Consider the following 14,960-nt stretch of genomic DNA (forward strand, 5'->3'; position numbering starts at 1 on the left):
GCCGCCCGCACCGGCGGTGCAGCGCATCCGACTGCGCTACACCAAGCGCGGCCGCCTCCGGTTCACCAGCCACCGTGACTTCCAGCGTGCCTTCGAGCGGGCGCTGCGGCGTGCCGAGGTGCCCATGGCGTACTCGGCGGGCTTCACCCCGCACCCGAAGGTGTCGTACGCCAATGCCGCACCCACCGGCACGGGCAGCGAGGCCGAGTATCTGGAGATCGCCCTCACCGAGCACCGCGACCCCGCCAAGCTGCGTGAGCTGCTCGACGAGTCGCTGCCGGGCGGGCTCGACATCACCGACGCCGTCGAGGCCCGTACGTCAGGCCTCGCCGACCGGCTCACCGCCTCTGTGTGGGAGCTGCGGCTCGACGGAGTCGACGTCGAGGACGCCTCGAGGGCCGTGTCCGCCTTCCTCGCCGCCGAGACCGTCGAGGTCCAGCGGAAGACGAAGAACGGCATTCGGACCTTCGACGCACGTGCTGCCGTAGCGGAGCTGCAGGCGCTCTGTCCCCCGTCCGACGGGGGTGTCGGCTCCACCGGAGCGGCTACCGCCGCGCTCATCAATAGGCCCGGGGACGGGCCCTGTGCGATACTGCGGCTGGTTGTTCGGCACGTGACACCTGCCGTGCGACCCGATGACGTCCTGTCCGGTCTCCGAGCTGTGGCCGACCTGGCGCCGCCGGTCCCCGCAGGGGTGACCAGGCTGGCGCAGGGGCTCTTCGACGAGGAGTCCGGCACGGTGACCGACCCGCTCGCGCCCGACCGCGAGGCAGTTCCGGCCGCTCTATCCACGGCCGCCGGGGCCGCCGTCGCGACGGCGCCGGAAGGTCCCGCCGCGTAAGGACAGTCGTTGTAGCGCAGCTCTGGTACTCGGGAGCCACCTGGGTCGGGCCGCGCACCGAACAGAAGACTTTCGCCAGGCCGTGCGTACATCGCGTACGGAACCGGCGAGCCATACATCAGCTCCCGTGCGGCGCCCGCGCCCCGGACGGCGGCACCGCGCACATCACGCGGGCCGCGGCCGGACCGGAATCAGGCGCGGCGCCCGGGAGCGTGACGGGAGAACCGCCCGCATGCTCGAGCCGAACGAATCCGGCACTGCCGGAGAGACCGAGAACAATTCACCCAGCGATACGCTGCCGCCGCGCCGGAGGCGCCGCGCCGCATCGCGCCCCGCGGGACCGCCGACGGCGGCCGTGGGGGCAACGGACGCCGTGGAAGCCACGGACGTCACCGAGACCGTCGCCGCTGTACCCGAGGTGGAGACCGCCGAGGCGGAGGCCGCAGCGCCGCGTACGCGTCGCCGTGCGACGCGTAAGGCGACCGCGTCTGCCGGTGCGCCGCAGGCTGCCGAGGCTGCCGAGGCGGAGGCCCCCGCAGAAGAGGCCGCAGCGCCGCGTGCGCGTCGCCGCGCGACCCGTAAGGCCACCGCGCCCGCCGAGACTGTGGTGACCGCGGAAGCCGCTGAGCCCGCTGAGCCCGCTGAGGCCGAGGCCGAGGTGGCCGCGCCGCGTGCGCGCCGTCGTGCCACTCGCCAGGTGACCGCCCCCGAGCCGGCCGCTGAGCCCGCTGAGGCCGCTGAGCCCGCTGCCGCCGAGGCCGTCGCCGCAGAGCCGGTCGCCGAAGACGAGGCCCCCGCGCCGCGTGGCCGTGCCCGTCGCAGGGCGTCCGCGCCCGCCGGTGCGCCGCAGGCCGTGGAGACGGCCGAGGCCACCGAGCCGGAGGCCGCCGCCGAGGAGGCCCCCCCGGCCGGCCGCACCCGCCGTCGCGCCGGCCGCAAGGCCACCGCGCCGGCCGGCGCCCCGCAGGCCGCCGAGGCCGGCGGGGACGAGGCCGTCACCGATGAGGGCGAGAGCCTGCCCGCTGACGCGGTCGCGCAGATCGCCTCCGATGAGGCCGAGGTCGCGGCCGCCGAGAAGGCGGCGACCAGGGGACGTACGCGCCGCCGCGCCGTATCCCCCGAATCGACCGCACGCCCGGAGAAGGCCGAGAAGGCCGAGAAGCACGAGAAGGTGGCCGAGAAGGCCGAAGCGGCCGAGGCGCCCGCCCGCGGCCGCCGTGCCGCCCGGCCCGCCGTGGCCGTGTTCCAGGCCCCGGTCTTCACCGAGCCGATGTTCCAGACCCCGGAGACGGCCGCCGCTGCCGCCGCCGCTGCCGTGGACACCGAGCCGGAGGAGGACGAGGACGTCGTCGAGCCGGTCGCCGAGACCGCCGTCCCGGAGCCCGCGGGCCGTCGCCGTCGTCGCCGCCGCGGTGAGCCCGCCGAGCCCGTCGAGACCCCCGCGCACGCCGCCCAGCAGGCCGAGCCCGAGGCGGAGGCCGAGTCCGAGCCCGAGCAGGCCGCCGAGGACGAGGAGTCGGACGAGTTCGAGGACCGCCCCTCGCGCCGTCGCCGCCGTGGTGGCCGCCGCCGTCGCCGTGGTGAGTTCGCCGACGCCGACGAGACCTCGGAGGAGCAGGCTGATGAGGCCGCCGCCGAGGACATCCAGGAAGAGGAGGACGAGGAGGAGCACGGCGACACCGACACTCCCTCCGCCGCCGGTACTTCCAGCAGCCGTCGCCGTCGTCGTCGCCGCCGTCGCAGCGGTGACTCCGCTGCCGAGGACGAGACGGGTACGACCGACCCGGAGCGCACGGTCGTCAAGGTCCGCGAGCCCCGCCCCGCGCGCCAGAAGAGCGACGAGCCGTCCGACGAGGTGCAGTCCATCAAGGGCTCGACCCGTCTGGAGGCGAAGAAGCAGCGCCGCCGCGAGGGCCGCGAGCAGGGCCGCCGCCGCGTGCCGATCATCACCGAGGCCGAGTTCCTGGCCCGCCGTGAGGCGGTCGAGCGCGTGATGGTCGTCCGGCAGAGCGGCGAGCGCACCCAGATCGGCGTCCTCGAGGACAACGTGCTGGTCGAGCACTACGTCAACAAGGAGCAGGCGACCTCGTACGTCGGCAACGTCTACCTGGGCAAGGTGCAGAACGTACTGCCGTCCATGGAGGCCGCGTTCGTCGACATCGGCAAGGGACGCAACGCCGTCCTGTACGCCGGTGAGGTCAACTTCGAGGCGCTGGGCATGGCGAACGGCCCGCGCCGTATCGAGGTCGCGCTCAAGTCCGGCCAGTCGGTCCTCGTCCAGGTGACCAAGGACCCGATCGGTCACAAGGGCGCCCGCCTGACCAGCCAGGTCTCGCTGCCCGGCCGCTACCTGGTCTATGTGCCCGAGGGCTCGATGACCGGCATCAGCCGCAAGCTGCCCGACACCGAGCGCGCGCGTCTGAAGACCATCCTCAAGAAGATCGTCCCCGAGGACGCGGGCGTCATCGTCCGTACCGCCGCGGAGGGCGCGAGCGAGGACGAGCTGCGCCGTGACGTCGAGCGGCTGCAGGCGCAGTGGGAGGAGATCCAGAAGAAGTCCAAGAGCGGCAACGCCCCGACGCTGCTCTACGGCGAGCCGGACATGACGGTCCGGGTCGTCCGCGACATCTTCAACGAGGACTTCTCCAAGGTCATTGTCAGCGGCGACGAGGCATGGGACACCATCCACGGCTACGTCTCGCACGTCGCGCCGGACCTGGTCGACCGCCTGCAGCGGTGGACGAGCGAGACCGACGTCTTCGCGACGTACCGGATCGACGAGCAGCTGATGAAGGCGCTGGACCGCAAGGTCTGGCTGCCGAGCGGTGGTTCGCTGGTGATCGACAAGACCGAGGCCATGGTCGTGGTCGACGTCAACACCGGCAAGTTCACCGGTCAGGGCGGCAACCTCGAGGAGACCGTCACCAGGAACAACCTGGAGGCGGCCGAGGAGATCGTGCGCCAGCTGCGGCTGCGCGACCTGGGCGGCATCGTCGTCGTCGACTTCATCGACATGGTGCTCGAGTCCAACCGCGACCTGGTCATGCGGCGACTGCTCGAGTGCCTGGGCCGCGACCGTACGAAGCACCAGGTGGCCGAGGTCACCTCGCTGGGCCTGGTCCAGATGACCCGTAAGCGGGTGGGCCAGGGTCTGTTGGAGTCCTTCTCCGAGACCTGCGTGCACTGCAACGGCCGTGGCGTGATCGTGCACATGGAGCAGCCGACCGCCGCCGGTGGCGGTGGCGGCGGCAAGCGCTCCAAGAAGCGTGGCCGCGGCGGTGCGGAGCACGTCCACGAGCACGAGCACGAGGTCGCCGAGATCGAGACCGAGGCGGAGGTCGCCGCCGAGGTGGCTGCCCCGGTCGCGCTGGCGGAGCCGCTTTCGGACACTTTCGTGCCGGACGAGGAGCTGTACAGCAGCGCCGCGGAGGCCGAGGCTGCCGCGTCGCGCGGCCGTGGTCGCCGCCGGGCGACCCGTAAGGCGACGGCTCCGGCGGGTGCGCCGAAGGCCGCCGAGGCTGAGGTGGTGATCGAGGCCAGGACCGAGGCTCCGGTCGCCGAGCCGGAGGCTCCTGCGGCTCCCGTGGAGGAGGCGGCCCCGACGGGCCGTGGCCGCCGCCGGGCCACCCGTAAGGCGACGGCTCCGGCCGGTGCGCCGAAGGCCGCGGAGGCGCAGGCCGCGGAGTCGGAGGTCGTCATCGAGGCGAAGCCTGAGACGCCCGTCGAGGCTCCCGAGGCGCCCGTCGCCGAGGAGGCTCCCGTCGCGGCCCCGCCGCGTGCTCGCCGCCGGGTGACCCGCAAGGCCACCGCCCCGGCCGGCCCGCCGTCGGGCGCGGAGGAGGCCGCGGTCGTCGTGGTGAGCAGCACCACGGCAGCCGAGACCGAGGCAGCGACGGACGAAGAGGCCGCCCCGGCCAAGAAGGCGGCTCGCAAGACCGCCAAGAAGGCCACCGCGAAGAAGGCCGCCACCAAGAAGACGGCGGCCAAGAAGACCGCGGCGAAGAAGACGACCGCCAAGAAGGCCGGCGCGAAGAAGACCGCCGCGGCCGAGCAGCAGACCCCGCTCTCTGTGACGGCGTCCACCGAGAGCTGAACAGTTGATGAGCCCTCAGTGAACGGACGGTGTCCCACCTTCGCGGGTCGAGGGGGTGGGGCACGGTCTTTGTCTCGGAATCGATGGGGTGCTCCGTTAACACCCCCGAAATTGACTAGGAAATCCCTGATAATGTGACGGCGGTCGCTGCCGGGCGAGGTCCCGTTCCGGAGACTACGGTGGGTGACCGTCCCGGTTCGGGACAAGACCGGTCCCAGATCCTCGGTAGGGCGTTGGCTTGCGCCGGAGGGGTGTGCGCGGCCTCGCGAGACGTCCGCTCCGCCCCTGACCTCTGCCACAAAGAGCTCTTGCGGTGTTCAAGGAGGACGTCCATGACGAGCAGCAATCAGCAGCCCATCCCCGCTGCCCGCCCGGTCATCGGTGAGGAAGAAATCGAGGCCGCGGTACGCGTGTTGCGCAGCGGCAGGGTCGTACAGGGCCCTGAGGTCGCGGCGTTCGAGGAGGGTTTCTCGGAGCTCGTCGAGGGGCGCCACTGTGTGGCCGTCAACTCGGGTACCTCCGCGCTGCACCTCCTTCTGCTGGCTTTGGGCATCGGCCCGGGTGACGAAGTAATCGTTCCTTCATTCTCGTTCGCCGCATCGGCGAACGCGGTCCGCCTGGTTGGCGCCGATGTCGTCTTCGCCGACATCGAGCCCGGCTCCTTCGGTCTGGACCCGGCGGCCGTCGAGGCCGCAATCACGCCGCGCACCGCCGCGATCATGCCGGTGCACCTGTACGGCCATCCGGCCGCGATGGACAAGATCATGCCCATCGCCGCCAAGCACAAACTGGCCGTCGTCGAGGATGCCTGCCAGGCGCACGCGGCGGCGCTGAACGGCACCCCGGTCGGCGCGTTCGGCTCCGGTGGCACCTTCAGCTTCTACCCGACCAAGAACATGCACTCCCTGGAGGGCGGCATGATCTCCACGGGTGACGCCGAGATCGCCCGCACCCTGCGCCTGCTGCGCAACCAGGGGATGGAGCAGCGGTACGCCAACGAGATCGTCGGCGCCAACATGCGTATGACGGACGTCGCCGCCGCCGTCGGCCGCGTACAGCTCTCGAAGCTGGCCGGCTGGACCGAGCAGCGTATCGCCAACGCCGCGTACCTCACCGAGCACATCACCGCGCCGAACGTGCAGACCCCGACGGTCGCCGAGGGCGCGCGTCACATCTACCACCAGTACACGGTCCGGATCAGCGGGGACCGCGACGCCGCGATGGCGAAGCTCACCGAGGCGGGTGTCGGCAACGCCGTCTACTACCCGACTCCGATCCACCGGCTGAAGCCGTACTGGGAGCCGGACCAGAAGGCCGGCCGTAACTGGGACCTGCCCGAGACCGAGCGTGCGGCCGCCGAGGTCGTCTCGCTTCCGGTGCATCCTTCACTGTCCGCGGAGGACCTCGAGCGCATCGCCGCCGCCGTGAACGATCTTGGAGAGAAGCTGTGACCACCGTCCAGGGACTGCGGGCCGGCCTGATCGGCCTCGGCTCGATGGGTCGCCACCACGCCCGCGTACTCGCCGGCCTGGAAGGCGTCGAACTCGTCGCCGTCGTCGACCCGATGGGTGACAAGAACGGCTGGGCACAGGGCGTCCCGGTGCTGTCGACCGTCGAGGAGCTGATCTCGCTCGGTGTCGACTACGCCGTCGTGGCCTGCCCGACCGCGCTGCACGAGGAAGTCGGCCTCAAGCTTGCCGAGGCCGGTGTCGGCGCGCTGGTCGAGAAGCCCGTCGCGGACACCGTGGAGGGCGCCGACAGGCTTGTCGAGGCTTTCGAGTCGCGCGGCCTGGTGGCCGGCGTCGGCCACATCGAGCGCTGCAACCCGGCGCTGCGCTCGCTGCGCCAGCGCCTGGAGGCCGGCGAGCTCGGCGACGTCTACCAGGTCGTCACCCGCCGCCAGGGTCCCTTCCCGCACCGCATCGCCGATGTCGGTGTGGTCAAGGACCTCGCCACCCACGACATCGACCTCACCGGGTGGGTGACCGGACAGACGTACACCTCGATCTCGGCGCGCACGGTCTCAAAGTCGGGCCGTCCGCACGAGGACATGGTCTCCGCGGTCGGCCAGCTCTCCGACGGCACCATGGTCAACCACCTGGTCAACTGGCTGAGCCCGCTCAAGGAGCGGTTCACCTCGGTCACCGGTGAGAAGGGCTGCTTCATCGCGGACACTCTCACCGCCGACCTGACGTTCTATTCGAACGCCGCCCAGGCGACCGAGTGGGAGGCGCTGCAGGCGTTCCGCGGTGTCGCCGAGGGCGACATGATTCGTTACGCCATCCCGAAGCGCGAGCCGCTGCTGGTCGAGCACGAGCTCTTCCGCGACGCTGTCCTTGGTAAGTCCAACGACATCTGCACGCTGCGCCAGGGCCTTCGTACGGTAGAGGTGGCAGCAGCCGTACTGCAGTCAGCCGCAACCGGCACCACAGTCGATCTCTCCGCGTACACCGCGGCCCAGTAGGGCGAGGAGCCTTGACCAGTCCTGATGTCACCGTCGTCGTCGCCGTGTACAACACGATGCCGTATCTGACGGAATGCCTTAACTCCCTTGTCGGGCAGAGCATTGGCCTGGACAGGCTTGAGATCGTGGCCGTCGACGACGGTTCCACGGACGACAGCGGGGCGGAGCTCGACCGCTTCGCCAAGAAGTACCCGGACACCGTGAGGGTGATCCGCCAGGCGAACTCCGGTGGCCCGGCCGCGCCCAGCAACAGGGCGCTGGACGTGGCCACCGGACGTTACGTCTACTTCATCGGCTCCGACGACCACCTCGGCAAAGAGGCGTTGGCGCGGATGGTGGCCTGTGCCGACAAGCACGACTCGGACGTCGTGGTCGGCAAGATGGTCGGCACCAACGGCCGTTATGTACACCAGGTGCTCTTCAAGAAGAGCAACCCGGACGTCAGTCTGTTCGACTCCGACTCGGCGCTGCCGTACACGCTGTCCAACACCAAGCTGTTCCGCCGTGAGTTGGTGGAGAAGTACAAGCTGCGCTTCCCCGAGGACCTGCCGGTCGGCAGCGATCAGCCTTTCACCATCGAGGCGTGCGTGCGGGCCCGGAAGATCTCGGTGCTCGCGGACTACACGTACTACTACGCGGTGAAGCGCGGGGACGCGAGCAACATCACCTATCGCGCCGATCATCTGGCGCGGCTGCGCTGCACCGCTGAGATCATGAAGCACGCGGCCGGACTCATCGAGGCCGGGCCGCGGCGCGACACCGTCTTCGAGCGCCACTTCAACTGGGAGATCTCCAAGCTCGTCAAGGCCGACTTCCCGGCGCTCGACCCGCAGACCAGGCGCGAGGTGTGCGCCGGGATCGCCGATCTGGCCGACGAGTACCTCACGGACGGACTGCGCGACTCCCTGCCGGTCATGCGGCGGGTCAGGCTCGCCCTGGCCCAGCGCGGCGCGGTGGACGAGCTCGTCGGGGCGATCGAGGACGAGGAGGCGAACGGCGCACCGCCGTTCCACTTGGAGGACGAGAGGGCCTTTGCCCGCTACCCGGGCTTCCGGGACCCCGCGCTGAACATCCCCGACCGGGTCTTCGAGCTGATCGGTGAATCGGTGCCGGGCCGGCTCTCGGAAGGGACCGAGCTGGTCTCGGCGGACTGGGAGCAGAGCGGCGACAATCTGTCCCTGGCCATCGCGGTACGCACCGGGCTCACCGGCGACACCGAGTCGGCCGTCATCCGCCTCGTCCAGGGCTCGATGCCCAGGAGTGCGGACAGGGCCGGCGCCCGCAGGCTGCCCGCCGGTCATGAACTTCCCGCACCCGTGGGCGAGTTCACCCAGGAAGTCACTGCCGACGGAGCCGGCACGGTGATCCGCGCGCGCATCCCGATCCAGCCCCGCCAGGCCCAGCTGGGCGTGCGCCTCTACGTGGATGTCGCAGGCTGGACGTACGAGATCCCGGTGCGCGGCACGGACAAGCCGATGCCGCTGGCCCGGCGCTGGCGCAGTGGCACTCCGTATCGAGTGGCGGCGCGCGTGAACAACAAGGGCCGGATGGTCGTCCTGACCGGCCTGCTGTTCCCGCCCGCGAATAGATGGTGGTTGCGCGTGCGACCCCTGCTGGTCCGGTTGAAGAGGAAAGTAACCCGATGAATATCTGTGTAGTCGCGCTCGGCAAGATCGGGCTTCCGCTTGCCGTGCAGTTCGCCGCCAAGGGCCACCGGGTGATCGGTGCCGACGTCAACGAGAAGGTCGTCGAGCTGGTCAACGCCGGCACCGAGCCCTTCCCCGGTGAGCACGACCTCGACCGTCTGCTCAAGGAGACCGTCGGCGCCGGGCTGCTGACCGCGACCACCGACACCGCGTCCGCCGTCGCCGAGTCCGACGCTGTCGTGGTCGTCGTCCCGCTGTTCGTGGACTCCGAAGGCGTGCCGGACTTCGGCTGGATGGACTCCGCGACCAAGGCGATCGCCGCGGGTCTGAGGCCCGGCACTCTCGTCTCGTACGAGACCACCCTGCCGGTCGGCACCACCCGCACCCGCTGGGCCCCGATGCTGGAGCAGGGCTCCGGCCTCACCGCGGGCAAGGACTTCCACCTGGTCTTCTCGCCGGAGCGGGTGCTCACCGGCCGCGTCTTCGCCGACCTGCGCCGCTACCCCAAGCTCGTCGGCGGCATCGACGAGGCCTCGACGAAGCACGGCGTTGAGTTCTACGAGAAGGTGCTGGACTTCGACGAGCGTGCCGACCTGGCGCAGCCGAACGGAGTCTGGGACCTGGGCACCGCCGAGGCCTCCGAGCTGGCGAAGCTCGCCGAGACCACCTACCGCGATGTCAACATCGGCCTGGCGAACCAGTTCGCCCGGTTCGCCGACAAGAACGACATCGACGTCAAGAAGGTCATCGAGGCCTGCAACTCGCAGCCCTACAGCCACATCCACCAGCCCGGCATCGCGGTCGGCGGCCACTGCATCCCGATCTACCCGCGGATGTACCTGTGGAACGACCCGGAGGCCACCGTCGTGCGCTCGGCGCGCGAGGCGAACGCCGCCATGCCCGAGTACGCGGTGGACCTGCTGGCCGCCGCCTACGGCGACCTGGACGGTGCGGGCGTGCTGGTGCTCGGCGCCGCCTACCGCGGCGGTGTGAAGGAGACGGCCTTCTCCGGCGTCTTCCCGACCGTCGAGGCGCTCAAGGCGCGCGGAGCCGTCCCCTTCGTGTCGGACCCGATGTACACCGCCGAGGAGCTGACCGCGCACGGTCTGACCCCGCACGAGGGTCAGACCGTCACCGCCGCGATCCTGCAGGCCGACCACGCCGAGTACCGCGAGCTGGCCGCCTCCGACCTGCCGGACGTCCGCGTCCTGGTCGACGGGCGGCGCACCACCGACCCGAAGCGCTGGGAAGGCGTACGCCGGGTCGTCATCGGCGCGCCCCTTTGCGCCTAAACCGGCGCCGCTCTCGCGGAGGTGGTTGCTCTTCGTGGGGGTTGCTCAATTGATGGCTGATGTGCCAGCACCAAAGGCCCCGCCCGCCTCAGTGAGGCGGGCGGGGCCTTCGCTGTGCGTGCTAGCGCTTGTGCTGCTCCAGGAACTCGACCACGCGGTGGGCCGCCCGGCCGTCGCCGTACGGGGTGCCGCGCTCGGCCGCCGGGGCCGGCCGGGTGGCGATCTTGGCCCAGTCGGCGGTGCCCAGCTCGTGCGGGCTCGGGACCAGCTGGTTCCAGCCGCCCTCCAGCGTCTCGACCCACTCGGTCTCCGGGCGGATCGTGGTGCACACGCGGTCCAGCAGGAACGCCTCCTTCTGCAGACCGCCCGAGTCCGTGACCACACCGGCCGAGCCGAGGACGGCGGCCACAAGACCGGCGTACGGCAGCGGCCTGCCCGCGTGCAGCGAGCCCTGGTTCAGCTTGATGCCGTGCTGTTCGGCCCGCGCGACCAGCCGCGGGTGCGCCAGCAGCGCCACCGGGACCGGCAGATTCGCGAGCGAGTCGAGGATCGCCGCGAGCCGCTCGGGGGCGTCGGTGTTGTCCGGCCGGTGCAGCGTCGCAAGCAGGTACGGCGCCTGGGGGTCGATGCCCTCCGGCAGCTCCGGTGCCGGGTGCTCGCCGGCCAGCACGGCGTCCCTGATACGCAGGCACACGTCGACCATCACGTCACCGGCGAGCACGGAGCGCTCGGCCAGGCCCTCGGCCGCCAGGTGGCGCATGGCCTCCTCGGTCGGCGCGAGCAGCAGGTCGGCCGCGTGGTCGGTGAGGATGCGGTTGTGCTCCTCGGGCATCCGGCGGTTGAAGGAGCGCAGCCCGGCCTCCAGGTGCGCGACGGGGAGGTGCATCTTCACCGCGGACAGCGCGCCGGCCAGCGTGGAGTTCGTGTCGCCGTACACCAGGACCCAGTCGGGCTGCTCGGCGTCGAGGACCGGGTCCATCGCCGTGAGCACGCCGCCGGTCTGGACGCCGTGGCTTCCCGAGCCGATGCCGAGGTGGACATCCGGGTCCGGAATGCCAAGGCCGGAGAAGAATACGTCGGACAGATCGGCGTCGTAGTGCTGGCCTGTATGAACAATCACATGCTGATGTTCGGTCTCCGCGAACGCAGCGGCGATCGGTGCGAGTTTGACCAATTGGGGACGAGCTCCGACGACGCTGATGACCTTCACGTTGAACTGCTCCTTGAGACCTTGGGTGCGGGCCCCGGCTGGGGCCGAAGACCGAATTCCGTCCGATGATAAAGTGACGCCTCGACGTGTGCTCCGGGGAGGAAGTCGGTAATGAAAGAGGCAGCATCGAGGGATGCGGCCGTAGTCACGCCGTGGTATCCCACACGTGAGCTGCCTTTCCGAGGTTCCTTCGTCCAGGCGATGGTCGGTGCGACGGCCCCGGGCTGTGACAGCTTTGTGGTCTATCACTGTGACCCCTGGGTCGCCCCGATGGACGCCACCACCACCCAAGCGGTGGAAGCCGCCAATGGCAAACTCGTGACCCGTGCCGCACACCGCGTGCCCACCGCCGGCGGCGGCGAGCTGGTGCACTTCCCGGTCACCACCTCGCGCGGTCAGGACTACGGCGCCCAGTCCCGCAGCCATGAACGGCAGCTGCGCGCGGCCCTCCGTGGCAAGCCCATCGAAGCCCCTGTCGTGCACGCCCATGTCGGGCTGCCCAGCGGCTGGGCAGCCCTGCAAAACGCCCGTCCTGACGCGCGGGTCTTCGTCACCGAGCACGCCTCCTTCCTGGAGCGGGTCTTCCAGGACCCCGAGGCCGTCGAGCTCTACGACGAGCTGCTGGCCCGGGTCACCGGCTTCTTCGCCGTCGGCGACAAGGTCACCGAGGTGCTGAGCAAGCAGTTCCCGCACCACGCGGACAAGATCCTGCGCATCCCCAACCCGATCTCCTTCGACGTCAGCCGCCCTGCCCCGGTCACCGAGCTGCGCAAGTGGCTCTACCTGGGCAGCATGGTCGACCTGAAGGGCGTCAACTGGCTGGTCGAGGCCTTCGCCCAGTGCCACGCCCAGGACCCGACGCTGACGCTGACGATGGTCGGCGAGGGCCCGCTGCGTAAGCCGCTGACCGCGCGGGTGGCCGAGCTCGGGCTGAGCGACGCCGTGGACCTGCCCGGTTCGATCCCGCACGAGCAGGCGCTCGACCTGATGCGCGAGCACGACCTGCTGGTCCATCCGAGCCGGTACGAGACCTTCGGCATGACCATCGTGGAGGGCATCGCCGCCGGTATGCCGGTGCTGGTGACACGTTGCGGTGGACCCGAGAAGACGCTGGCCGGCATCGAGGATGCGGCCGGCGAGCTCATTGATGTGGAAGAGAACGCCGAGTCGATCAGTGACGGTTACCGGCGCCTGCGCGGCCGCTTCGACAGCAGCGGTCTGGATCTGAAGCGTGCCCAGGACCAGCTGGCCGCGCAGTACGGCTACGAGGCCGTCGCCCAGGCGCACTACCGTCTCTGGTTCCCCGACTCCCCGTGATGGAGTGACATGCAGGTCCTGTTCCTGGCTCTCGGCGCCTCCCGCAAGCGGGCCGTGGTCGAAGAGTCGGCGGAAGTAGTGGCGCGCGGCGGCCGGGCCGTCGTACTGGTCGGCGCGCGCAAGCCTTGGCTCGACCAGGGCTTCGAGCCCGGCGTGGAGCTGGTGACGGCCGACGAGCTCGAGGCGCGCCACCTGCCGCGGAGGCTGGAGCGCCTGGTGCTCTACCGTGTACCGAGGCTCGTTGTACGGCTCGCCGGCCGCGGCCCGCTGGCCGGTAAGGCGAAACGGGCCCTCAAGGCGTACGAGCGCCGCGTGGCGGCCCGTGTCCATCGGCGGGTGTTCGTCCCGCTGCACCGCCGGGTGTGGCCGAAGATCTCCGACCGCTTGGTCTGGCGCCACTTCGGCCGGAGCAGGGGCCCGGAGCTGCTCGTCGTCGCGGATGCGCTATCGGTGCCCCGCGCCGTACAACTGATTCAGGCGTGGGAGTCCGACGGCCTGGCAGTCCCCAGAGTCTGTTACGGCATCGACTACGACGTATCCCCGCAGACCCCGCAGACCTCAGCCGCTCGCTGATCTCAACACCGAGGAAGATCCATGAAGAACCGCAGCGACCGGCGTCCACGCGTGCTCTATCTGGCGTTCTACTTCCCGCCCTCCCGGGCGAGTGGCGTGTACCGCGCCAGGGCGACGGCCAACCACCTCGTCGAGAAGGGCTGGGACGTCACGGTCTGTGCGTCTCCGCTGGACTTCCTCTACAAGAGGATCGGCTCGGTGGACGAGGGTCTCTCGGAGACGGTCGACCCGCGTATCCAGGTCGAGCGTCCGTCGCTCAACCAGTACACCTGGCAGCAGGACCTGCGTGAGTTCAGCTGGCTGCGCCGCAGCTTCCCGCTGATGGCGAAGCGCGTGTACCAGTTCAGCCAGACGAAGCTGTTCCCGGAGCGCTACTCCTCGTGGGCCTGGGCCTCCGTCGTGCGCGCGCTGAAACTGCACTCCAGGAAGCGCTTCGACGTCGTCGTCGCCACCGGCAACCCGTTCGCGTCCTTCGGCGCGGCCTGGCTGTTCAACCGGCTGACGGGTGTGCCGTACGTCATGGACTACCGCGACTCGTGGACGCTGGACCTGTTCCACGACGAGCCCGCCTTCCCCAAGGGCCACATCGCGTGGGCCTGGGAGAAGCGGATGCTGGGCAAGGCAGCCGCGTCGGTGTTCGTGAACGAGGCGCTGCGGGGCTGGCACGCGGAGCGGTACCCGGAGGTCGCGGACCGCATGATGGTGGTCCCGAACGGCTGGGACGCGGACGTCATTCCGGCGGCCCCCGAGCCGGACGAGAAGCCGGAGCCCGCGGCGGCCGGTGAGACCGGGGCCGCTGCCGGGACCGAGGCGACCGCCAGTGTGCAGACTTCTGCCGAGGGTCAGCGGCCGCTGAAGTTCGCGTACCTCGGCACGCTCACCGTCAAGCAGCCCGTCGAGGAGATGGCCGAGGCGTTCAAGATCGCCCGCCGTCATCCCGATCTGGCGGACGCCGAGCTGCAGATCCACGGCCACCTCGGCTTCTTCAAGAACAGCCCGGCGACGCTGAAGAAGAAGCTCGGCCTGGACGACGAGGCTCCTGAGAACGGGGCCGAGGACACCGGACTGCGCTACTGCGGCCCGGTCTCCAAGACCGAGGTCGGCAAGGTCTACGAGGACGCGGACGTGCTGGTCTTCCTGGCCGGCGGCGGCAAGTACGTGACCTCGGGCAAGATCTTCGAGTACATGGCCTTCGGGCATCCGATCGTCTCGGTGCACGCGCCGGGTATCGCCGCCCAGGACGTGCTCGAGGGCTATCCGCTGTGGTTCAACGCCAACAGCCTGGACGTGGACGAGCTGGCGGCCTCGATGGTCGCGGCGGGCAAGGCCGCGCGTGACATGACGCCGGAGCAGCGCGAGATCGCCCGCAGGCACGCCGACAGGTACCAGCGCGACGCCGTGCTCAAGCCCTTCGAGGAGCGGCTGCGGACCATCGTCGGCCGCGAGGACGAACTCGAGAACTGATTCGCGGACTGATTCGGATCCGCCAACGGCGAAGGCCCCGACCGGAACTCCGGTCGGGGC

The 14,960-nt window shown here is 70.3% G+C and carries 10 protein-coding genes; 9 read left to right on the forward strand and 1 reads right to left on the reverse strand.

What is annotated here, in order from left to right:
- Positions 1–16: 16 nt before the first annotated feature.
- The 6 genes from ACWDO5_RS23555 to ACWDO5_RS23580 all read left to right on the forward strand — a co-directional run bounded on the left by ACWDO5_RS23555 (position 17) and on the right by ACWDO5_RS23580 (position 10,336).
- Positions 17–841: a TIGR03936 family radical SAM-associated protein gene (locus tag ACWDO5_RS23555; protein WP_450532314.1), complete on the forward strand. Its 825-nt coding sequence runs from the start codon at positions 17–19 to the stop codon at positions 839–841.
- A 232-nt stretch (positions 842–1,073) separates the two neighbouring features.
- Positions 1,074–4,934, forward strand: a complete 3,861-nt coding sequence (locus ACWDO5_RS23560) for an Rne/Rng family ribonuclease (RefSeq protein WP_450532315.1) — start codon at positions 1,074–1,076, stop codon at positions 4,932–4,934.
- A gap of 332 nt (positions 4,935–5,266) precedes the next feature.
- On the forward strand, positions 5,267–6,385 hold the full coding sequence (locus tag ACWDO5_RS23565) for a DegT/DnrJ/EryC1/StrS family aminotransferase (RefSeq protein ID WP_450532316.1): 1,119 nt from the start codon (positions 5,267–5,269) through the stop codon (positions 6,383–6,385).
- Entirely contained in the window at positions 6,382–7,398 is a 1,017-nt protein-coding gene (locus ACWDO5_RS23570; protein ID WP_450532317.1) for a Gfo/Idh/MocA family protein, read from the forward strand. Before ACWDO5_RS23565 ends, ACWDO5_RS23570 begins: the two co-directional genes overlap by 4 nt.
- Before the next feature lie 11 nt (positions 7,399–7,409).
- Positions 7,410–9,044, forward strand: a complete 1,635-nt coding sequence (locus tag ACWDO5_RS23575) for a glycosyltransferase family 2 protein (protein ID WP_450532318.1) — start codon at positions 7,410–7,412, stop codon at positions 9,042–9,044.
- Positions 9,041–10,336 (forward strand): nucleotide sugar dehydrogenase, encoded by a 1,296-nt coding sequence (locus ACWDO5_RS23580; protein WP_450532319.1) that lies wholly within the window; start codon positions 9,041–9,043, stop codon positions 10,334–10,336. Before ACWDO5_RS23575 ends, ACWDO5_RS23580 begins: the two co-directional genes overlap by 4 nt.
- A 121-nt stretch (positions 10,337–10,457) precedes the next feature.
- Here ACWDO5_RS23580 and wecB read toward each other — a convergent pair whose 3' ends face one another.
- Positions 10,458–11,546: a non-hydrolyzing UDP-N-acetylglucosamine 2-epimerase gene (wecB, locus tag ACWDO5_RS23585; protein WP_450532320.1), complete on the reverse strand. Its 1,089-nt coding sequence runs from the start codon at positions 11,544–11,546 to the stop codon at positions 10,458–10,460.
- A gap of 111 nt (positions 11,547–11,657) precedes the next feature.
- Here wecB and ACWDO5_RS23590 point away from each other — a divergent pair, with 111 nt between their 5' ends.
- Genes ACWDO5_RS23590 through ACWDO5_RS23600 form a run of 3 tightly spaced genes read left to right on the forward strand, consistent with a single transcriptional unit; the run spans position 11,658 to position 14,900 of the window.
- On the forward strand, positions 11,658–12,863 hold the full coding sequence (locus ACWDO5_RS23590) for a glycosyltransferase (RefSeq protein ID WP_450532321.1): 1,206 nt from the start codon (positions 11,658–11,660) through the stop codon (positions 12,861–12,863).
- 9 nt (positions 12,864–12,872) lie between these two features.
- Positions 12,873–13,436 carry a hypothetical protein gene (locus ACWDO5_RS23595; RefSeq protein ID WP_450532322.1) on the forward strand — a complete coding sequence of 188 codons (564 nt, stop codon included), beginning with the start codon at positions 12,873–12,875 and terminating at the stop codon, positions 13,434–13,436.
- Between the two features lie 21 nt (positions 13,437–13,457).
- Positions 13,458–14,900 carry a glycosyltransferase gene (locus ACWDO5_RS23600; protein ID WP_450532323.1) on the forward strand — a complete coding sequence of 481 codons (1,443 nt, stop codon included), beginning with the start codon at positions 13,458–13,460 and terminating at the stop codon, positions 14,898–14,900.
- Positions 14,901–14,960 lie beyond the last annotated feature (60 nt).

This window comes from Streptomyces sp. NPDC000880 (assembly GCF_053599675.1).